The sequence below is a fragment of the Bradyrhizobium sp. CCBAU 11386 genome (assembly GCF_028128955.1).
GTDB lineage: Bacteria > Pseudomonadota > Alphaproteobacteria > Rhizobiales > Xanthobacteraceae > Bradyrhizobium.
Map to the genome: position 1 here is coordinate 1 of NZ_LBKA01000172.1, position 18268 is coordinate 18268.

Sequence of the window (18268 nt, forward strand, 5' to 3'; positions counted from 1 at the left end):
AATCGGAATGGTGGGCGAGATCATCTCGGAATCCTGGGCGAGATCAAATCGGTACACCCGGGCGAGATCATCGGAATCCGCACTTTGCGCATCAACGCCTCTGACTCCAATCTCGCAGCGTCCTTCTTCGACTGAAGCTGACGCGCATCAAAGACGCATGAGCAGGGCGCCGTCATGCTTCCGCAATCTTTTGGCATCGAACCTTTTCGCGGTCTGCGGCTTCTGTGGGTTGGACCGCAACAGTGGGAATTCTCGGTCATGGCGGAAAACACGCACCACGATGCAACCAGGTGCAATCACCTGCTGGAGGCGGCGCATGAGGAGATGGTCAAGTTCGAGCGGAAGGAAAACGAGTTCCGCAAAAAGGACCGCCAGGAGCGTGCCGCCGAGCTCCACCTGCCCCTGGACGTGATCAAGGTTCATTAGGGCCATCAGGACAGGCTGCGGAGCCGACCAGGCGCGCTGGCAAAGCGGCAGGCGGCGCCCGCCCCTGCCCGCCAGGCACGCGTCACGGAAACGGCGGCCAGCAGCGGCCGCCTGGTCGTGGCGAGGGCCCGGCTTCACGCGTCGGCGATATGCCCGCTTCACGGCGATTGCGGGCTCCAAAGGTATCTAAATACTACCTCTAAATCATTGACCCAACAGGGAAATCCCCAACCCGCCTACTGTGCATGGGGTTGTTTTCCAATTTTTTTGAAAGACGGTGCCAGCCGCCGCCGGCACACATGCCGGCCGAGTCTACAGCAGCGCCAGCAGCCCGATGCCGATCACCAGCACCACAAAGCCAACCGCCGTCGCGGCGGCGAACGACCGCTCTACGTTATCCATGATGCTACCCCGTTGCCGGCAAGCCACGTTTCCCCCATGGCAGCACCGGACCTTGCGGAATCTCGCCTGCGGCTGTGGCTCGAGTGTTGCGGTCGGGTGACCAAATTGGGACGGGTGCGGGGCCAGTCTGCGACCTCTCAGGCGCGGGTTTCGATGCGGCCGTCAGGCACCCGTAAGCCTGGTCGCCTAATGTCGTCTCGCCCGGTGGACCAACACCGGGCCTCCATACCCAACCGACGACCCCGCTCTCCCACGAGCGGGGTTTTCTGTTGGCGGACATGGGTGAGCGCCGGCCTGGATTCGATTCGCGGGCTTGTCAGGCTGTCGTAAGCTCAGCCGGCTAGGGTCGTTCGGCTTATGGTGCTGCAGCCCAGCACCTCAGCCTCCAATAACCTTCGACCCCGCCTGGCTCTCCCCAGGCGGGTTTTTTCATGCCGGTTCACGAGCCCCTCTCCTCCCGCGTCAGCCGCAGCGAGAAGGCACGGATCGCGGGCGCCGCCAGCAGCACCACGGGCAGCATCGCGGCCCATGCGATCAGCCATGACAGCATCCAGTGCCGAGCGAACAGCATCGCGCCGTCAGCCGGCAAGCTGGCGATCCCTGCCGCGATCAGCGAGGTCAGTCCGGACTGGAGGACACCGAAGACGAAATGACTGTAGCGGCGGGGAATGCCGAGCATGACGCGCCCATGTTGCTTGCCGTCACGAGGTCAAGCAAGCCACATGCCGTCGCGCGCATCGAGGCGGGCCTCGGCTCTTCCCGTTCGATCGGGATCGCCGGCGTCACAACCGATCGTTAACCCCATGACCATCAAACGCACCCGTGGTTCTCCGACCATGAACAGAGTTCCTGAGCCGCGCTCAGCTGCATCAGTGCGCGCCGGGCTTGCATCGCTTTGCGGGCCGGCCTCTTTCGGAATTCGATTTCGTTTGCTTCGGGGCGCGCGCGCTTTCGAGATTTCCGTGAACCGTCCAAGGCTTACCAGCGGATTTTGCTTGTCCCGGGAATATCATGACGGCCAACATGCTACAGTGATCGTAGGTGAATCGTGGGGAGGTAACCATGAATCACAGGGGCGTCGAGTTCACCGTTGACAAGACGGCCATTCCCGGCATCTGGCAATGGCAGTTCCGCATCGGCGAGCAGGTCAAGACCGGCAAGACCGAGACCAAGATCGACCTGCTGGCGATCCGGCGGGTGCAGCTGCGCATCGATCGGGAGCTGAAGGCCATCGGGCGCAAGACGGCCTGAACAAGACGGCCTGAACAAAACGGCCTGAACCGGACGCGCCAGATCGGCGGCGTCACGGCCCCTTCGGTGCGGCGGAGCACGCTGGGGCCTGCGGGGACGGGACGCCCCGATGCATCCCGTAGCCGCCCGGAATTGATCTGCCTGTGGTTTGGGATTGCACTGCGCGCCGTGGCCTTGGGGCGGGGCCCGTCACGCGATCGGTGCTAGCCATGCCGCTCTATTTCTTTCGAATCCGGAACGGCCGCTATTCCGGCTGTGCGGACCAGGCGTCGGAATTTGCCGACCGCGATCTGGCCTGGAAGGAGATGACCAACGTCTGCGCCGACATGGCCGCGGGCATCGCCCGCAAGCTCCAGGAAAACTCGGAATGGCACATGGAGCTCCTGGACGAGGCCAAGGAGCCCGTGTTCCGCATCCGCATCGTCGCCGAGACGCTCGACTAGGCGCCGACCTCAATCGGCGCTGGGCAGCCGCCGCATGGTGAATTCGATGTCGCCACCGGGCAGCTCGCGCCAGGTCTCGACCGCGCTCATATAGCCGGCCTTGGGATAGCGGGCGAAGAAGGCCTGCGCCCTCGCCCGCGCTGCCGCGCGCGGCAGCGTGAAGGTCTCGCGCAGATAGCCGTCGCCGGCGTGCTCGCCCGGCTTGCCGCCGATCTTGCGCCGGCGCGCCATCCGCTCGGCGAGATCCCGCGGACGATCGGCCATCACCCGTCCTCCTCTACGCAACACCTGCCGGTAATGTAGGGAGCGGACCGGCCGAGGAGGAGTCCCGGCCGAAAGGCGCATGCCGCCTCCGGCCGAAAGGCTCAGTTGGCGGCCGTGCCGGTCTTGGTCTTCTTCGGCGCGCTGGTGGTCGCGGCCGACGCCTTCGGCGCAGCCTGCTTCGGCGGATCGGCGCGCATGCCGCCCCAGGGATCGCTGGACGACTTGGCGTCCGGAATCTTCTTCAGCGTTTCCTTGTAGGCCTTTTCACGCTCGGCATCCGCGGCCTTTTCTTCCGGGCTCTTGCTCGGCGCGTCCTGCATCAAATTGATATTGGGCATTTGCGCGTAGGCCGGTCCCGCCAGCACGGCCAGCACCGCCGCCATACGGAAAAGCTTCATCATCTACTCCTTGATCATCCTTGGCGGCGCGGATCAGCCGCGCCTGTCATCCCTATCACAGCCCGTCCGTGACCGCGGGGGGCGCTCAGGGCCGAATGGCCCGCTAGAGCCGGTCCGATCTGCACGATTTCGGAGCGTGCAGCCAGTCGTCCCAGATCGGGCCGCATCTGGTGCACCCGTCCAGCACGATGCCGAGCGCCACTAGCCAAAACACGAGGACACACCGACGCAACATCATCCACCCGATCCCAAGCGCGGCATCATATCGGGCGAAGTCAGGCATTTTCAAGCCGACGGGACCGGCATCAGACCGGGTGACTTTGCCGTGCCGATCCGCGCAGAATGGCAGAAACATCCGGCAACAATGGAGGACACGCCGCAATGCCATCGCAGCCAGAAGCCGAGTTCGGCATCACTGAGGCCAGACGCATCCTCGGCGAGGTCTTTGCGCCCTGGGTCCAGGATCTCAACCTCTCGGTCGAGCGCATCGAGCACGCGCAGCCCGCGGATGCGCCGGACTGGCAGCCGGGCGCGCTGCTCCGGATGGCGTTTTCGGAGCGGCTGTGCCGGAACGGCGGCGTGGTCTGCGGCCAGGCGCTGATGGCCCTCGCCGACACCGCGATGGTCATCGCGATCCTTGCCGCCAATCGCGGCTACCGTCCGATGACCACGGTCGACCAGACCACGCATTTCATGCGCGCGGCCTCCTCATCGGACGTGCTCGCGGACGCCCGCGTGGTGCGGCTCGGGCGCACCATGAGCTTTGGCCGCGTCACGCTGCTCTCGGCCGCCGACAACAAGCCGGTGGCAATGGTGTCGAGCGCGTTCGCGATGTTGCCGGGGTGAGCCTCACGCAAGAAGAGAGCCGCGTGAACGCAAGGCGCACCGCGGCTCTCGATGACGATGGTGTCGAGCACGATGCCGAAGCGCGATCTCTATCGCACGTCGGACGTCGGACAGCTCACTTGCCGAGCACTTCGTCGGCCGCCGTCACGATGCTGACGTTCGGATTTTTTCCGCAATAGGCCCCGAACTGCTTCGCGTTCTCGACGAACACCTCGGTGTCGATGATCGCGTTGTCCTCGTCGCCCTTGTACCAGCCGTCCATCCAGGTCAGCACCAGCTTGATGGTGTCGTCGCCGCTCTCGAGGAACTGCTTGCAGCTCATGGTCGAGAGATCGTACTTGGCGGCGTCGGCGGGCATGGACGACAACGAAAGCGCTGCGGCGAACAGAATCGAAAGCGTGGTCTTCATCAGTATCTCCATCGGCGCGTCACGCCGTAAAAAAGGCTTGTGGGGAAAGTCGGCGGAGAGAGGCTCCGCTTCAACGTCGTAAACGAAGTCTGAAGCGCTGTGCAAGTAGCGCCAGTATTGAGTTTAGTTCAACGTAATTTCTATGCACTACTTCACAATCATCATTGTGGATCAACGCGGATGATCGAGAAACGTGCAGCGCAGCGTCACCGTGTTTTCAAGGGTGGAAAGATCACCTTTGAAAACAGCGGCGTCGCGTGCACCGTGCGAAACATGTCCGCAGACGGCGCTGCGATCGACCTCGAGGCTCCCGTCACATTGCCGCAATCATTCACACTCTCGATCGCGCGCGACAATTTCGTGCGGAATTGCCGCCCCGTGTGGCGCAGCGACAGGCGCGTCGGTCTCGCTTTCGTGCAATAGCGCGCACGATGTGAACGACTGTTCGCATCTCATCCACAACACGGCTATGAGTGCCTGCTACGATGGCGGCGACGCAAGGTGCAGGTCACCAGCACGAGTGCGATCGCCGACGACGCCGCAAACTCTTCCACTGGGCTGATCGAGATCCTCGGCGGCAGCGATCAGATGGCACTGGCCTGTCGCCAGCGCCCATCGGGTTTATTTGGGCTTCTTGGCAGGTTCAGGCGGACGCGCCCCGCCCCACGGATCATACTTCTCCTTGGGCTCCGGAATGCGCTCGAGCGCCGCCTTGTAGGCCCCCTCGTCGACCTTGGGCTTGTTGTCCGCCTTCTGGCCGCCCTCGTTAGGCTGGCGTCTGCCGCCGCCCATCTGCGCCTGAGCCGAGCTGCCCACCAATGCCAGCACCGCAGCGGCTATGACCAAAATCCTCATTGGCGCAATCCCCTTCGTCTGGGGTACAAACTAGCCTGCAATCCCCTAATAGCAAATGCCGTGGGTTCCAGGCCTTCAGCAAATCTTGATCGGCCAGGACTTCGCCAGATCGCATTCGTGCCTATCTGTTCGCCCGCGGGGGGACCCTTCACGGATGTTGCGGATCATTGCTCATGTCGCGCTGCTGGCCGGCGCGCTCGCGCTCGGTGCCTGCGGCTTTGCCGACAGCCGCGCACCGGTGCCCGAGTTCATGCGCATGAAGGAAGCCGAGCAGCCACCGCCCGAGGCGCCCCCCGACGTCAAGCGCGTGGTGCGCGAGCAGATCGATGTCGTCTTCATCAACACGTCCTACCCGCGCGAGGTGCACGTCGCCACGCCGCATCGTGAGGTGCGAGGACCCGGCTGGACCGCCTGCGTCCGCGCGCAGCTCACCTCCGCAACCGGCACCGCGCTTGGCGCCCAGACCTACATCGTGACCATCACCGGCGGCAAGGTCGTCGATCGCCGCCGCGCGGAAGCCGACGACATCTGCGGGTCCGAGGTTTATGAGCCGATCTGACAGGCCTTGTCGTCAGCCCCTGTAAGGCGGAACATATCGAGCGCATCCGAGACCAGATCCACAGTGCTGCTTCAGCCTACCCCAGAGAGGAAATCGGCAAACGGCTCGAAGCAATCATGATGTTTCGCCGGATTGGCGGGTGCGCCCCCGGGGAACATTGCCGGTGCGCCAAATCCGGTTCCGGGAAAATCCTGCATTTGGGCCGGAACGATCGCCGCCTCCCCTTCTTGTTACCGCAGAGGGCAGTTTCGGAGGAGGATATGATGCGGACATTTACGATTGCACTGCTGGCCGGCGTCGGGGCCATCGCTGCGGCGAGCGGCGCGAAGGCTGCCGACATCTATACGACCAGCGAATACGCCAACCCCGATCTCATCCAGGAAGTCCGGCTCGTCTGCGATGACGCCGGCAATTGCTATCGCACCCGCGGTGGCGCGCGCGTGATCGTGCGCGACTCCTATGCCACCATGCCGCGCGAGCGCTATTATGAACGCCGCACCTATCGCGACTGGGACGACGGCCCGCGAGGCGGCGTCGGCATTCGCGCTCCCGGCGTCAGCGTGGGCGTCGGTGGCTGGTAATCGGTAGAACCAAGACGGACGGGACCGGACGAGACAACTCGCCCGGTCCCTTCCATATGGGTGCATCCGATCACAGGCGTCAGGCGGCAACCGATTGCTGCTGAAATTGCTCGTAGGCTGCGATCGCATCGGCGGCGTACATCAGCGACGGCCCGCCGCCCATATAGACGGCCATGCCGAGCGTCTCCTCGACTTCCTCGCGCGTCGCGCCGAGCTTAACGAGGGCCTCGGTGTGAAAGCCGATGCAGCCGTCGCAATGCGCAGCGACGCCGAGCGCCAGCGCGATCAGCTCCTTGGTCTTCTTGTCCAGCGCGCCGTCACGCGTCGCGGCCTGGGCCAGCGCGGCAAATCCCTTCAAGGTGTCGGGAATGTCGCTCCGCAGCTTGCGCAGATTGGTGGAAATATTCCGGGTGATATCAACGTAGTTCTTGTCCATCGAACCCTCGCTAACTGGATTTGGCCGTCGTGGAAGTCGCCTCGTGCGGCGCGCGCAGGGCGACGTAGATCGCAGGGATGACGAGCACGGTGAGCAGCGTCGAGGACGCGAGCCCGAAGAGAAGCGAGATCGCCAATCCCTGGAAGATCGGATCGAGCAGGATGGTCGCGGCGCCGATCATGGCGGCAAGTGCGGTCAGCAAGATCGGCTTAAAACGAACGGCACCGGCTTCAAGCACGACCTCACGAAGCGACTTGCCTTCCCCGCCGCTGTGACGGATGAAATCGACAAGCAGAATCGAGTTACGCACGATGATGCCGGCAAGCGCGATGAAGCCGATCATCGAGGTGGCCGTGAACGGCGCGCCCAGCAGCCAATGTCCCACCAGGATGCCGATCAGCGTCAACGGGATCGGCGTCAGGATCACGAGCGGCAGGCGGAAGCTCTTGAACTGAGCGACGACCAGCACGTAGATGCCGAGAATGGCAGCGCCGAAGGCGGCACCCATGTCGCGGAACGTCACCCATGTGATCTCCCATTCGCCGTCCCACAGCAAAGTGGGACGGGATTCATCGGTCGGCTGACCGTGCAGGCTGATCGCGGGCTTCGGCAGATTGCCCCAATCATGCGCATCCACGCGATCAGCAACAGCCAGCATGCCGTAGAGTGGCGCTTCGAAACGCCCGGCAAGCTCAGCCATCACCATGTCGGCAAAGCGCCCGTCGCGTCGGAAGATCGTCGGCGAGCCCTCCTCCATGGTCGCCTTCACGACCTGGCCCAGCTCGACGACCGTCTTGCTGCCGGGCAGCGTGTTGGCGGGCACCGGTGTCGAGGCCAGTGCCTCGTCCCAGACCAGGCGCCGCTTGCCGAGATGCACCGCGATCTCGATCGGGTTGCGATCCTCGCCGCGATGCGAGTAGCCGATCGAGATGCCGCCGAACAACGCTTGGATCGTGTCATAAACATCGCGCTGCTCGACGCCAAAGAACTCGAGCCGATCCTGGTCGATCGACAGCCGCAGCCGCGGCCGCTTCTCGCCGATGGAATCGTCCACATCGACGATGAAGGGGACCTCGGCAAAGACCTTCTTCAGCTCGGCCGTCACAGCGCGGCGCGTCGCGGCATCGGGACCGTAGATTTCGGCCAACAGCGTCGCCAGCACCGGCGGCCCGGGCGGCACTTCGACCACCTTGATGCTGGTGCCCTTCGGGATGTCGAGCGCCTTCAGCCTTTGCCGCAGCTCCAGCGCGATGTCATGGCTTGCCCGACTGCGCTCGCCGCGGGCAGCCAGGTTGACCTGCAGCTCGCCCATCTCGGGCCTTTCGCGCAGATAATAGTGCCGCACCAGCCCGTTGAAATTGAACGGCGCCGGCGTGCCGGCATAGGATTGTAGCGAGATGGCCTCCGGCAATTGCCGCGCGATCTCGGCCGCGCCGAACAGCGTGCGCTCGGTCGCCTCCAGGCTCGCCCCTTCCGGAAGGTCGACAACAACGGCGATTTCCGACTTGTTGTCGAACGGCAGCAGCTTGACCGTCACAGACTTGGTCGCAAACAGCGTCATTGACAGCAGAGTCGCAATGCCAACGCCGAGCAGGAAGATCCAGGCGGCGCGCTTACTCCGAACGATGGGCGTGGCAAAGCGCCGGTAAAGCCGCCCGAGCCGCCCTTCCTGGTGCGCGGCATAGGTCCCTGCAACCTCAGTTTTCGGCGCCAGCTTGAGCATGAGCCAGGGCGCAACGACCATCGCGACAAAGAAGGAGAACAGCATCGCCGCCGAGGCATTCGCCGGGATCGGCGCCATGTAAGGGCCCATTAATCCGGACACGAACAGCATCGGCAACAGCGCCGCGACCACCGTGAGCGTGGCGACGATGGTCGGGTTGCCGACCTCCGCCACCGCCTCGATCGTCGCCTGCAATCTCGGCCGGCCGTCGCGCATGCCCCAATGCCGCGCGATATTCTCAACCACGACGATGGCGTCATCGACCAGGATGCCGATCGAGAAGATCAGCGCGAACAGGCTGACCCGGTTGATGGTGTAGCCCATCAGATTGGCCGCGAACATCGTGAGCAGGATGGTCGTCGGAATGACGACGAAAGTCACGACCGCCTCGCGCCATCCGATCGCGATCGCAATCAGCACCACGATCGAGACCGTGGCGAGCCCAAGGTGGAATAGGAGCTCGTTTGCCTTCTCGTTGGCGGTCTCGCCATAATCGCGCGTCACCGTCACCCGAACGTCGTCGGGGATGAGGCGCCCCTTCAATCCCTCGAGGCGTCGGCCGATGTCGGCGGAGACCACGACCGCATTGGCGCCGGCGCGCTTGGCGAGTGCCAGGCTGACCGCGGGCACACGCGTCCACTGCCCCTTCTCGTCGCGCGCATCGTTCCAGACCCGATGCTCGGTCGTATTTGGTCCGATGATGACGGAGGCCACGTCCTTGACATAGACCGGCCGACCGTCGCGCGTCGAGATCAGGAGCAATCCGATGTCCGGAATGCCCGCGAGCGTCTGGCCGGCCGCGACGTTGCGCACGACGCCGGCATCACGGACCTGACCGGCCAGGAACGAGCGATTGGCGTCCTTCACCTTGGCCACGAGCTGTTGCAGCGTGACGCCGAACAGCGACAATTTTTCCGGATCCGGCTCGACCCTGATCTGCTGCGCCGCGCCGCCGGAGATGTAGGTCAGTCCGATGCTGTCGATCTTTATGAGCTCCGAGCGCAGCTTGTCGGCGAGTTCGAACAGGTCCTTGTCCGTCCAGCGCCCGGCCGCCTCCGGCTTCGGCGCCAGTGTCAATACCGTCACCGCGACATCATTGATGCCACGACCGACGATCAGCGGTTCGGGAATGCCGACAGGGATGCGATCGAGATTGGCGCGGATCTTCTCGTGGACGCGGAGGATCGCATCCTCCGCCTTCGTTCCGACCAGGAACCGCGCGGTGACCATCACGCGGTCGTCCTCGGTCTGGCTGTAGACATGCTCGACGCCGTCGATGCCTTTGACGATCGCTTCCAGCGGCTTGGTGACGAGTTCGACCGCGTCGGGACCGCGCAAGCCATCGGCATTGACGCGGATATCGACCATTGGCACGCTGATCTGCGGCTCTTCCTCACGCGGGATCACCACGACGGCGATGAGGCCGACCACGAGCGCCGCGAGCAGGAACAACGGCGTCAACGGCGAGGCGATCGTCGCCTTGGTGAGCCGGCCCGAGAGTCCGAGATTCACGGCCGCACCAATTGGTCGCCGGCACGGATGCCGGACAGGATCTCAAGCCCATCGGGAAGCGCGGGCGTCGGCAGCTCGCGACCGCGCTGCACCGGCACGTCGACGACCCCGCCCGCCTTCTGAAGCCGCACGTAGTCGATGCCGAACCGGGTCGTCACGTAGCCTGCCGGAATGACGAATGCCGGCCGCATGCCGCCGGAGATCCACACCCGCAGCCGATCCCCGACGAAGTATTCGCCGAGCCCCTCGACGCTGGCGTCTGCAATGACACGACCTTCCTCGATCTGCGGATAGACGAGATCGATGACGCCCCATTTGGACGCATCCTCGCCAAGCTCGGCGCCGTCGACTCGAATCCTGTCGCCGGCTTTGAGCTGACGCGCGTGCCGCTCCGGCACCCGCAACCGCAACTTGAAGTGCTGCTGCGCGACGGTGACGATCGCATCGCCGGACATCACCACAGAGCCGACAGTGACGAGCTTTTTCAACACCCGGCCATCGGAAGGCGCCAGCACCTGCCCCTCGCTGAGCTGCTGCGCGATCACGGCGCGGTCGGCGGTCTTCGCGCGCAGCCCGTTCTCGGCCACGTTCAGCGTGGTCCGCGCCTCGTCGAGCTTGACGCGCGGGAGCGTGCCGCGTTCGACCAGACCTTCGATCCGCGAGAAATCGATCTGCGCCTGATTGGCCTGAGCCTGGAGCGCCTCGATCTGCGCATCGAGGGCCTTCATCTGAAGGGCTAGCTTCTCATCACCAATAATCGCGATCGCCTGGCCGGCAGTAACGGGATCCCCTTCCCTGACATTGAGCTGGACCACAATTCCGCCGATACGCCCGCGCGCGGGCACCACGCTGACACTCTCCACCGTTGCAAACACGGCCTTTTCGTCTGCGACGGAGTGCTGCATCACGGCGAGTGTTTCCGCTGCGGCGAGACCGGCCTGCAGGGTGGTGGCAGCAAGAACCGCCAACAATCCTAGGAGTCGCATAGGGCGTGTCCGTGCAATCATGGAACCGTTACACCGCGGCGCGGCGTCCTTGTGTCATTTCGTCAGCTTTATCGGGCGGCGCGTTGATCCTGCTCAACGCGCCGCAACTTGAACGCTCGTAGATTTCACCTCGACCTTGCGGACTTGGGTGCACAAAACACCTGATAGAGCGTCTTCAGGATCTCGCGGGCCGGCTCGCTCGCGATCGAATAGAAGATCGTCTGCGCGTCGCGACGCGAGGACACCAGGCCATCCTTGCGGAGGAGCGCAAGATGCTGAGAGACCGTGGAGTCCCGCAGGTTCAGGAACTCGGCGAGTTCGCCGACCGAGCGCTCACCCTCGATGAGCTGGCAGATGATGAGCAGCCGGTGCCGGTTGGAAAGCGCCTTCAAAAGTTCGCTCGCCTGGTCCGCCGCCCGCTCCATGGTTTGGCTGTCTATATTCATACTTGCGTATATACGCATGTGTGAATATATAGTCAAGCATTGCGGCAGAACAGCCAGGCCCAACTGGCGGAGCCGCTCATCCAGCGGAGGTAACCCATGGCGGAAGTTGTCGTAATTGGAGCCGGTCTTAGCAGAACGCTGATGGCCTATGAATTGCTGCCCCAGCTCGGAAAGGACGATCGCCTGAGCGTGATCTCGCAGGGCGCTGTCTATCACTTCGTTCCATCGAACCCTTGGGTGGCGGTCGGCTGGCGAAAGCGCAACGAGATCGAGATCGATCTCGTTGACATCATGAAGCGCAAGGGCGTGCGCCTGCTGACGCAGGGCGCCAAGCGCGTGCACCCGATCGAGAACCGCGTCGAACTCGGCGATGGCACGTCGATCAATTATGACTATCTGGTCGTTGCGACGGGGCCTGAACTTGCCTTCGACGAGATTCCCGGCCTGGGCCCGCAAGGCCACACGCAGTCAATCTGCCACGTCGATCACGCCTCGCACGCCAAGGACGCATTCGAAAAGCTTGCAGCCAATCCCGGCCCGGTCGTGATCGGCGCGGTCCAAGGGGCATCCTGCTTCGGCCCGGCGTACGAATTCCTGTTCATCCTGGAAACCGAGCTGCGCCGGCGCAAGCTACGCGACCAAGTCCCCATGACGTTCGTCACCTCGGAGCCTTATGTCGGCCACCTCGGCCTTGACGGCGTCGGCGACACCAAGGGCCTTCTCGAAAGCGAGATGCGCGAGAAACACGTCAAGTGGATTACCAACGCGCGCGTCAAGAGCGTCGAAGCGGGCAGGATGATCGTCGAGGAGCTCGGCGAGGACGGCACGGTGCACAAGACACACGAGCTGCCGTTTGCCTATTCGATGATGCTACCGGCGTTCCGCGGCGTCGAGGCGGTTCGCGGCATCGACAAGCTGACCAACCCGCGCGGCTTTGTCATGGTCGACAAGCACCAGCGCAACCCCGCCTTCCCCAATGTCTTCGCTGTCGGCGTTTGCGTGGCAATCGCGCCGGTCGGTGCAACGCCGGTGTCGGTAGGCGTGCCGAAAACAGGCTTCATGATCGAATCCATGGTGACCGCGACCGCACTGAATATCGGCGCCCTGCTCCGGGGCAGGGAACCGAGCGCACAGCCGATCCGCCACGCCGGCGCGATGGATGCGCGCAGCATTGTGGCTTGGACCCAAGCCAGCCTGACCCGTTCGTAACGCCAACATACTCAAAGAGGAGCATGCCATGAATGTCGATAAAGCCGTTCTCGCCTTCGCAGGTTTCGTCGTCCTGCTCGGACTCGCGCTGGGCACCTACGTGAATGCGTACTGGTACCTGCTGACGGCGTTCGCCGGGCTGAACATGTTGCAGGCCTCGTTCACGGGCTTCTGCCCCGCTGCGATCGTGTTCAAGAAGCTGGGCCTGAGCAGCGGCTGCGCGTTCTCGTGAGCGCGGCGCGGTGAAGACAGCCCAATTCGACGGAGAAAGTCCATGACCTATCACTTCTCGAAAACGGTCGACCTGCCGTTCGACGCGGCCGTTGCGGCCACGACCGCAGCGCTGAAGCACCATGGCTTCGGCGTGCTCACCCAAATCGACGTGAAGGACACCCTGAACAAGAAACTCGGGGCCGAGTTTCGACCTTATCTCATCCTCGGAGCATGCAATCCGAAGCTCGCCTATGAGGCGCTGACCCTCGAGGACAAGATCGGTACGATGCTTCCCTGCAACGTCGTGGTTCAGCAGCGCGAGGGCGGCAAGGTCGAGATTTCGGCGGTGGATCCCGTCGCCTCGATGGCGGCCATCAAGAACCCGAAGCTCGGCGCCGTCGCGGGGCAGGTCCGCGAGCTGCTGAAGCAAGTCGTCGCCGAGATTGCGTGAGACCATTCGCACAGATTGCAGAGGCCGACCATGACTGACGACACTTTCATCGAGGGACCTCTCTACGAGAAGCGGAGGAAGGTCTATCCGCAATCCGTCCAGGGCCCTTTCCGCCGCATCAAATGGGCGATCCTCTGCGTCACGCTCGGGACTTATTATCTCCTCCCCTTCGTGCGCTGGAATCGCGGACCCGGCCTGCCCGACCAGGCCGTGCTGATCGATTTGCCGCATCGGCGCTTCTACTTCTTCTTCATCGAACTGTGGCCGCAGGAGGTCTACTATTTCACCGGTCTGCTGATCATCGCGGCAATGACGCTGTTCCTGATGAACGCGGTCGCCGGCCGGCTGTGGTGCGGCTACATGTGTCCGCAGACGGTGTGGACCGACCTGTTCTACGCGGTCGAACGCTGGGTCGAGGGCGACCGGCGCGAGCGCATGCAGGGCGACAAGCGCTACTGGACGTTCGATCACATCCGGAAGGTCGTGCTGAAGCACTTTCTCTGGATCATGATCGCCTGGTGGACGGGCGGCGCCTGGGTGCTCTATTTTTCCGACGCGCCGACGCTGGTGAAGGAGCTCGCCACCTTCCAGGCCCCGTTCATCGCCTATCTCTGGATCGGCATCCTCACCGCCACGACCTATGTCTTTGCCGGTCACGCCCGCGAGCAGATGTGCATCTACATGTGTCCGTGGCCACGCATCCAGGCGGCGCTGACCGACGAATGGGCGCTCAACGTCACCTATCGCCGCGACCGCGGCGAGCCGCGTATGTCGGTGAAGAAGGCGGACGCCGCCCGCGCGCATGGTGATCTCGCCGGTGACTGCGTCGATTGCCACCAGTGCATCAATGTCTGCCCGACCGGCGTCGACATCCGCAACGGAATCCAGCTCGGCTGCATCCAGTGCGGCCTGTGCATCGACGCCTGCGACAACGTGATGCGCGAGATCGGCCGGCCCGCCGGCCTGATCGGCTACGACACCGACATCAACATGCAGCGCCGGCGCGAAGGCAAGGCGCCGCTCTACCGCATCATCCGTCCGCGCACGCTGATCTATGCCGCGGCCATCGCCATCGTTGGCGGCATCATGCTCTATGCCCTCGCGACCCGTACGACGATGGACGTCAACGTGCTGCATGAGCGCAATCCCCTCTTCGTCCAGCTCTCGGATGGCGGGGTGCGCAACGACTACACCGTCCGCATCCTCAACAAGGGCGCGCAGCGATCGTTTGCGCTCGCGGTCACCGGTCTGCCCGGCGCAACCATTCGCGTCGCCGGCATCGACGCCAGCCTCGACGGCAAGCCCGTCATCGAGGTCGGGCAGGACCAGACCCGCGAGGTCAGGCTGTCGGTGCAGGTCGGCCCCAGCGACCTGCCGAAGACCTCGCGTGACGTCGATATCGCCATCACCGACACGGCCGGCGGCGGACGTGCAAGCGCCCGCGATCATTTCGTGCCGGGCGAGCAGTAGCTCCCACATTCCATGGCGCATCCGGCGGCTGCCGCCGGATGCTGAATGCGACGTTAACATTACCGCTCGAATTGAAGTGGCGTCCCAACGGTATTTTCCAATCTTTGCGCTAAGGATGACCGCGTAACCCGGGCTCAGCCCGCGTGAACGGGGACGACGGGACGTGGTCGACATCGCGCACCAGGCAGCGATCAATCCGGCACCGGCAAAGCATGCTGCGGCGGCGCGCGCGCTCGTCCCGCTTGGTGCGATTGAGGCTGGTCAATGGCGCGCGCTCGCGCAGCGGGCGGTCGAGCCGAACGGGTATTACCTGCCCGCCTGGGAGCTCGCCGTCAGCGCAACCGCGCGCGGTCGGACGGACGCCTCCGTACTGCCCGTATTCGACGGATCCTCGACGCGGCTGATCGGGCTGATGCCGGTGATCTCGCTGTGGCGGGCATGGAAGATTCCCCTGCCCGCGCTGGTGAGCGCGCATCCCTATGGCACGCTGTGCAGCCCGCTGATCGACCGCGACGCTCCGACCGAGGCGGCGAGGCGTCTGTTGCAGCAGGCGCGCGAGGCCGGAGCCCATGCGCTCGTGCTGAACGACGTCGCGCTCGACGGCGCGGCGATGGCGTCGCTCAGTCAGGTCCTGAATCGCGACGGCCTGAAGCCGCGTGTTCTCAGCTCCTACATCCGCGCCAGCCTCGATGCGACCCAGGACGGCGAGACGCTGCTGCGCGATGCGCTGGGCACCAAGAAGCTCAAGGAGTTGCGCCGTCTGCGCCATCGGCTCGAAGAGCACGGGCCCGTCGCCTTCGAGGTCGCGCGCCGGCCTGACGACATCGGGCCCGCACTCGAAACATTCTTGCAACTCGAAGCCAGCGGCTGGAAGGGCAAGCGCGGCACCGCGCTGATCCAGCATGCGGGCGATGCGGCCTTCATCCGCCGCGCGGTGGCGGCGCTGGCAGAGACCGCGCAGTGCGAGATCGTCACGCTGCGCGCCGGCACGATTCCGGTGGCCGCCGGCATCGTGCTGCGCCATCAGGACCGCGCCTTCTTCTTCAAGCTCGGCATCGACGAAGGCTTTGCAAGATATTCGCCGGGCGTGCAGCTCACGCTCGACCTCACCCGCCACCTCTGCGCCGACCCCGCCATCGCCAGTGCGGACTCCACGGCGAGCGCCGACCACCCCATGATCAACCCGATCTGGCGGGGACGCTTCGCAATCGGTGACGTGCTGATCCCGCTGCGGCTGCACGATCCGGTCGTGGCGCTCATTCACGCAGCACTGGTCGGCCTCAACGCCGCGCACGAGGCCGCGCGACGCATGGTCCGCCGCCTCCGCAAATAAGCGAAACCTACTCCGCCGCCTGCGCGTTGATCTCCGCCGAGACCTGGCGGATGGCGCGGGCGAGCAGGTTCGGATCCTGCGCGCCGGAGACGGCGTATTTCTGCGCGAACACATAGGTCGGCACGCCGGAGATGCCCTTCTCGGCGGCTTCCTGCGCGTCGGCCGAGACGCGCGCGACGTCCTCGTCGGTGGCAAGGCGCTTGCGCACGTCGTCGGCATCGAGACCGACATCGGCGGCCGCCTGCACCAGCACGTTCACATCGGTGAGGTCGCCGCCATCGCGGAAGTAGAGCTCCATCAGGCGCTGCTTCATCTCGGGCGCCTTGCCGATCGCTTCCGCCCAGAGGATCAGCCGGTGACAGTCGGTCGTGTTGGGCTGACGCGCCACCAGCTCCGGCTTGTAGACGAGGCCCTCCTCGCTCGCGGCCGCGACGACGCGCCCCGCAATGCCCTTATAGGCCTCGACCGAGCCGAACTTCTTGGTGAGATAGTCCTCGCGGCTGATGCCCTCGCGCGGCACCCAGGGATTGAGGAAGAAGGGACGGAAATTCAGCTTGACCGGAACGTCGGGCACGAGCGCCAGCGCGCTCTCGATGCGGTGCTTGCCGATATAGCACCAGGGGCACACCACGTCGGAGACGACGTCGATCTGGAGCGGTTTCAGCGTGCTCATGTCAGGCGCCTCCTTCGGGCACTTCAAGGGTTCGCCCAAAGATAGGCAGAACCCGGCCCGAGGCAAGGGCGCTAGCTCATAGCTGCTGCCATCTGCTTCAGCCGCTCCGCGGTACGCTCGTCGGCCGGAAAGAACGTCTCCAGCGCAAGCTCCGACAGGGTGATGTCGACGGGCGTGCCGAACACCATGGTGGTGGAGAAGAAACTGAGTATCTCCCCCTCGTGGCGCAGCTTGAAGGGGATGGCGACGTTGTCGCTCGACAGCGGCGCCGATCGTGCCGGGATCGGGTAGCTCTTCAGGTCGTTGTAGAGCTTGATCAGCTCCGGATCGGCCGTTGCTTCGCATTGCCGGTGCAGCCGCTCCAGGAGATGCCCGCACCACTCCGCAAGATTGACCGTGCGCGGCGCCAGCGCCTCGGGATGGAAGGCGAGCCGCAGCACGTTGAAGGGCTGGCCGAGCAGCCGCTGCGGAATGCCGTCGAGCAGCGGCGCCACCATGCGGTTGGCGGAGACCAGGTTCCAGTGCCGGTCCACCGCGAGCGCGGGATTGGGCTCGTGCGCCCTGAGGACGAGGTCGATCGCCTGGCGGGCTGATTTCAAGGCGGGATCCTCCAGCGGGCGCTGCGGAAACGCCGGCGCAAAGCCGGCGGCGACCAGCAGCACGTTGCGTTCGCGCAAGGGCACGTCGAGACGCTCAGCGAGCCTCAGCACCATGTCGCGCGAGGGCGCGGCGCGTCCGGTCTCGACGAAGCTCAGATGCCGCGCCGAGATCTCGGCCTCGCCCGCCAGATCGAGCTGGCTCATGCGGCGGCGCTGCCGCCATTCGCGCAAATGGTCACCGATATGGATTGGCTGGCTGCGTTCGGTCTGTGCCGTGGATGCATGTGCGTTCATGGTCGAAAACCTAGCATGCGGTGTTCATCCCTTCCATTACCCGCGAGGTAATGGATATTGGTATGTAACCACATGAAACAATTGGATTTATTTTCGCTGATGTTGCTGGATACCAACAAAAATACCAACAGCTCGCAGTCAACGATCGACAGCAAAAAAACTTGAGCGGACCGATGGTTCACCAACCATCAAGCTAGCGATTGGCCCGCAACCCGATCCATTCGTCGGTCTACACAGCGCTTTCCAAATTGCGGAGTCCTATTCTGGCAGCGAAAGACTGCCGCTGCGATGCGGAAGGCGAAGGTGGAACGGGCATTCGAGTCGGCCCGACGGCATCACCACAGTTCTTTGAGCACGCCGAGATCGTGCCGGATCTACGGGCTGCGCCCCATCAGATTGGAGAGTTTGTTTCAAGAGGCTTGCTCTGCAGTGGCCCCCAGAGACAAAAGATTAACGTCAGATTCGGTAGGTCCGCTAACCGAAGAGAGT

23 protein-coding genes are annotated in these 18268 nt (G+C 64.1%); 12 read left to right on the top strand and 11 right to left on the bottom strand.

Annotated elements, in window-relative coordinates:
• Positions 1-174: 174 nt before the first annotated feature.
• Positions 175-426, top strand: a complete 252-nt coding sequence (locus tag XI09_RS11230) for a hypothetical protein (protein ID WP_271566912.1) — start codon at positions 175-177, stop codon at positions 424-426.
• Between the two features lie 841 nt (positions 427-1267).
• Here the strand turns inward: XI09_RS11230 and XI09_RS11235 are convergent.
• A complete protein-coding gene (locus XI09_RS11235; RefSeq protein WP_271566893.1) occupies positions 1268-1507 on the bottom strand; it encodes a DUF2798 domain-containing protein in 240 nt (79 codons plus the stop codon).
• Between the two features lie 383 nt (positions 1508-1890).
• On the opposite strand from XI09_RS11235, the gene XI09_RS11240 reads away from it, so the two are divergent.
• Positions 1891-2079: a hypothetical protein gene (locus tag XI09_RS11240; protein ID WP_271566894.1), complete on the top strand. Its 189-nt coding sequence runs from the start codon at positions 1891-1893 to the stop codon at positions 2077-2079.
• Positions 2080-2288: 209 nt separating this feature from the next.
• Complete coding sequence (locus XI09_RS11245) at positions 2289-2522, top strand: DUF6894 family protein (RefSeq protein WP_271566895.1); 234 nt, start codon at positions 2289-2291, stop codon at positions 2520-2522.
• Positions 2523-2531: 9 nt separating this feature from the next.
• On the opposite strand, the gene XI09_RS11250 is transcribed toward XI09_RS11245, so the two are convergent.
• Entirely contained in the window at positions 2532-2786 is a 255-nt protein-coding gene (locus XI09_RS11250; RefSeq protein ID WP_167771459.1) for a hypothetical protein, read from the bottom strand.
• Positions 2787-2887: 101 nt separating this feature from the next.
• Positions 2888-3184 (bottom strand): hypothetical protein, encoded by a 297-nt coding sequence (locus XI09_RS11255; RefSeq protein ID WP_271566896.1) that lies wholly within the window; start codon positions 3182-3184, stop codon positions 2888-2890.
• Between the two features lie 381 nt (positions 3185-3565).
• Here XI09_RS11255 and XI09_RS11260 point away from each other — a divergent pair, with 381 nt between their 5' ends.
• Entirely contained in the window at positions 3566-4030 is a 465-nt protein-coding gene (locus XI09_RS11260; RefSeq protein ID WP_271566897.1) for a PaaI family thioesterase, read from the top strand.
• Positions 4031-4145: 115 nt separating this feature from the next.
• Here the strand turns inward: XI09_RS11260 and XI09_RS11265 are convergent, their stop codons facing one another.
• Positions 4146-4439 (bottom strand): HdeA family protein, encoded by a 294-nt coding sequence (locus XI09_RS11265; protein WP_271566898.1) that lies wholly within the window; start codon positions 4437-4439, stop codon positions 4146-4148.
• Positions 4440-4619: 180 nt separating this feature from the next.
• Here XI09_RS11265 and XI09_RS11270 point away from each other — a divergent pair, with 180 nt between their 5' ends.
• Positions 4620-4862, top strand: a complete 243-nt coding sequence (locus XI09_RS11270; RefSeq protein WP_271566899.1) for a PilZ domain-containing protein — start codon at positions 4620-4622, stop codon at positions 4860-4862.
• A gap of 198 nt (positions 4863-5060) precedes the next feature.
• Here XI09_RS11270 and XI09_RS11275 read toward each other — a convergent pair whose 3' ends face one another.
• A complete protein-coding gene (locus XI09_RS11275; RefSeq protein WP_271566900.1) occupies positions 5061-5294 on the bottom strand; it encodes a hypothetical protein in 234 nt (77 codons plus the stop codon).
• A gap of 154 nt (positions 5295-5448) precedes the next feature.
• Here XI09_RS11275 and XI09_RS11280 point away from each other — a divergent pair, with 154 nt between their 5' ends.
• Together XI09_RS11280 and XI09_RS11285 are read left to right on the top strand one after the other, a co-directional pair.
• Positions 5449-5853: a hypothetical protein gene (locus XI09_RS11280; RefSeq protein WP_271566901.1), complete on the top strand. Its 405-nt coding sequence runs from the start codon at positions 5449-5451 to the stop codon at positions 5851-5853.
• 260 nt (positions 5854-6113) lie between these two features.
• Entirely contained in the window at positions 6114-6434 is a 321-nt protein-coding gene (locus tag XI09_RS11285; RefSeq protein WP_135178356.1) for a hypothetical protein, read from the top strand.
• 79 nt (positions 6435-6513) lie between these two features.
• On the opposite strand, the gene XI09_RS11290 is transcribed toward XI09_RS11285, so the two are convergent.
• The 4 genes from XI09_RS11290 to XI09_RS11305 form a co-directional block, all read right to left on the bottom strand.
• Positions 6514-6870: a carboxymuconolactone decarboxylase family protein gene (locus tag XI09_RS11290; RefSeq protein ID WP_271566902.1), complete on the bottom strand. Its 357-nt coding sequence runs from the start codon at positions 6868-6870 to the stop codon at positions 6514-6516.
• A gap of 10 nt (positions 6871-6880) precedes the next feature.
• On the bottom strand, positions 6881-10105 hold the full coding sequence (locus tag XI09_RS11295; protein WP_271566903.1) for an efflux RND transporter permease subunit: 3225 nt from the start codon (positions 10103-10105) through the stop codon (positions 6881-6883).
• Positions 10102-11091, bottom strand: coding sequence for an efflux RND transporter periplasmic adaptor subunit (locus XI09_RS11300; protein WP_271566904.1), 990 nt, complete (start codon positions 11089-11091; stop codon positions 10102-10104). Before XI09_RS11300 ends, XI09_RS11295 begins: the two co-directional genes overlap by 4 nt.
• 125 nt (positions 11092-11216) lie before the next feature.
• Complete coding sequence (locus XI09_RS11305; protein ID WP_271566905.1) at positions 11217-11516, bottom strand: ArsR/SmtB family transcription factor; 300 nt, start codon at positions 11514-11516, stop codon at positions 11217-11219.
• 117 nt (positions 11517-11633) lie between these two features.
• On the opposite strand from XI09_RS11305, the gene XI09_RS11310 reads away from it, so the two are divergent.
• The 5 genes from XI09_RS11310 (at position 11634) to XI09_RS11330 (ending at position 16213) form a co-directional block, all read left to right on the top strand.
• A complete protein-coding gene (locus XI09_RS11310; protein ID WP_271566906.1) occupies positions 11634-12746 on the top strand; it encodes an NAD(P)/FAD-dependent oxidoreductase in 1113 nt (370 codons plus the stop codon).
• A gap of 28 nt (positions 12747-12774) precedes the next feature.
• Complete coding sequence (locus tag XI09_RS11315; protein WP_011088520.1) at positions 12775-12978, top strand: YgaP family membrane protein; 204 nt, start codon at positions 12775-12777, stop codon at positions 12976-12978.
• Positions 12979-13020: 42 nt separating this feature from the next.
• Positions 13021-13410, top strand: coding sequence for a DUF302 domain-containing protein (locus XI09_RS11320; protein ID WP_271566907.1), 390 nt, complete (start codon positions 13021-13023; stop codon positions 13408-13410).
• A 30-nt stretch (positions 13411-13440) separates the two neighbouring features.
• Positions 13441-14880, top strand: coding sequence for a cytochrome c oxidase accessory protein CcoG (gene ccoG / locus XI09_RS11325; protein ID WP_271566908.1), 1440 nt, complete (start codon positions 13441-13443; stop codon positions 14878-14880).
• Between the two features lie 163 nt (positions 14881-15043).
• Positions 15044-16213 (top strand): GNAT family N-acetyltransferase, encoded by a 1170-nt coding sequence (locus XI09_RS11330; protein WP_271566909.1) that lies wholly within the window; start codon positions 15044-15046, stop codon positions 16211-16213.
• Positions 16214-16220: 7 nt separating this feature from the next.
• Here the strand turns inward: XI09_RS11330 and XI09_RS11335 are convergent, their stop codons facing one another.
• Positions 16221-16886: a DsbA family oxidoreductase gene (locus XI09_RS11335; protein ID WP_271566910.1), complete on the bottom strand. Its 666-nt coding sequence runs from the start codon at positions 16884-16886 to the stop codon at positions 16221-16223.
• 71 nt (positions 16887-16957) lie between these two features.
• Positions 16958-17779, bottom strand: coding sequence for a helix-turn-helix domain-containing protein (locus XI09_RS11340; RefSeq protein WP_271566911.1), 822 nt, complete (start codon positions 17777-17779; stop codon positions 16958-16960).
• Between the last annotated feature and the right edge of the window lie 489 nt (positions 17780-18268).

Coding starts and splice junctions, on each gene's coding strand:
- XI09_RS11230 (WP_271566912.1), top strand. CDS start 175: ATGCTTCCGCAATCTTTTGGCATCGAACCTTTTCGCGGTCTGCGGCTT.
- XI09_RS11235 (WP_271566893.1), bottom strand. CDS start 1,507: ATGCTCGGCATTCCCCGCCGCTACAGTCATTTCGTCTTCGGTGTCCTC.
- XI09_RS11240 (WP_271566894.1), top strand. CDS start 1,891: ATGAATCACAGGGGCGTCGAGTTCACCGTTGACAAGACGGCCATTCCC.
- XI09_RS11245 (WP_271566895.1), top strand. CDS start 2,289: ATGCCGCTCTATTTCTTTCGAATCCGGAACGGCCGCTATTCCGGCTGT.
- XI09_RS11250 (WP_167771459.1), bottom strand. CDS start 2,786: ATGGCCGATCGTCCGCGGGATCTCGCCGAGCGGATGGCGCGCCGGCGC.
- XI09_RS11255 (WP_271566896.1), bottom strand. CDS start 3,184: ATGAAGCTTTTCCGTATGGCGGCGGTGCTGGCCGTGCTGGCGGGACCG.
- XI09_RS11260 (WP_271566897.1), top strand. CDS start 3,566: ATGCCATCGCAGCCAGAAGCCGAGTTCGGCATCACTGAGGCCAGACGC.
- XI09_RS11265 (WP_271566898.1), bottom strand. CDS start 4,439: ATGAAGACCACGCTTTCGATTCTGTTCGCCGCAGCGCTTTCGTTGTCG.
- XI09_RS11270 (WP_271566899.1), top strand. CDS start 4,620: ATGATCGAGAAACGTGCAGCGCAGCGTCACCGTGTTTTCAAGGGTGGA.
- XI09_RS11275 (WP_271566900.1), bottom strand. CDS start 5,294: ATGAGGATTTTGGTCATAGCCGCTGCGGTGCTGGCATTGGTGGGCAGC.
- XI09_RS11280 (WP_271566901.1), top strand. CDS start 5,449: ATGTTGCGGATCATTGCTCATGTCGCGCTGCTGGCCGGCGCGCTCGCG.
- XI09_RS11285 (WP_135178356.1), top strand. CDS start 6,114: ATGATGCGGACATTTACGATTGCACTGCTGGCCGGCGTCGGGGCCATC.
- XI09_RS11290 (WP_271566902.1), bottom strand. CDS start 6,870: ATGGACAAGAACTACGTTGATATCACCCGGAATATTTCCACCAATCTG.
- XI09_RS11300 (WP_271566904.1), bottom strand. CDS start 11,091: ATGCGACTCCTAGGATTGTTGGCGGTTCTTGCTGCCACCACCCTGCAG.
- XI09_RS11305 (WP_271566905.1), bottom strand. CDS start 11,516: ATGGAGCGGGCGGCGGACCAGGCGAGCGAACTTTTGAAGGCGCTTTCC.
- XI09_RS11310 (WP_271566906.1), top strand. CDS start 11,634: ATGGCGGAAGTTGTCGTAATTGGAGCCGGTCTTAGCAGAACGCTGATG.
- XI09_RS11315 (WP_011088520.1), top strand. CDS start 12,775: ATGAATGTCGATAAAGCCGTTCTCGCCTTCGCAGGTTTCGTCGTCCTG.
- XI09_RS11320 (WP_271566907.1), top strand. CDS start 13,021: ATGACCTATCACTTCTCGAAAACGGTCGACCTGCCGTTCGACGCGGCC.
- ccoG (WP_271566908.1), top strand. CDS start 13,441: ATGACTGACGACACTTTCATCGAGGGACCTCTCTACGAGAAGCGGAGG.
- XI09_RS11335 (WP_271566910.1), bottom strand. CDS start 16,886: ATGAGCACGCTGAAACCGCTCCAGATCGACGTCGTCTCCGACGTGGTG.
- XI09_RS11340 (WP_271566911.1), bottom strand. CDS start 17,779: ATGAACGCACATGCATCCACGGCACAGACCGAACGCAGCCAGCCAATC.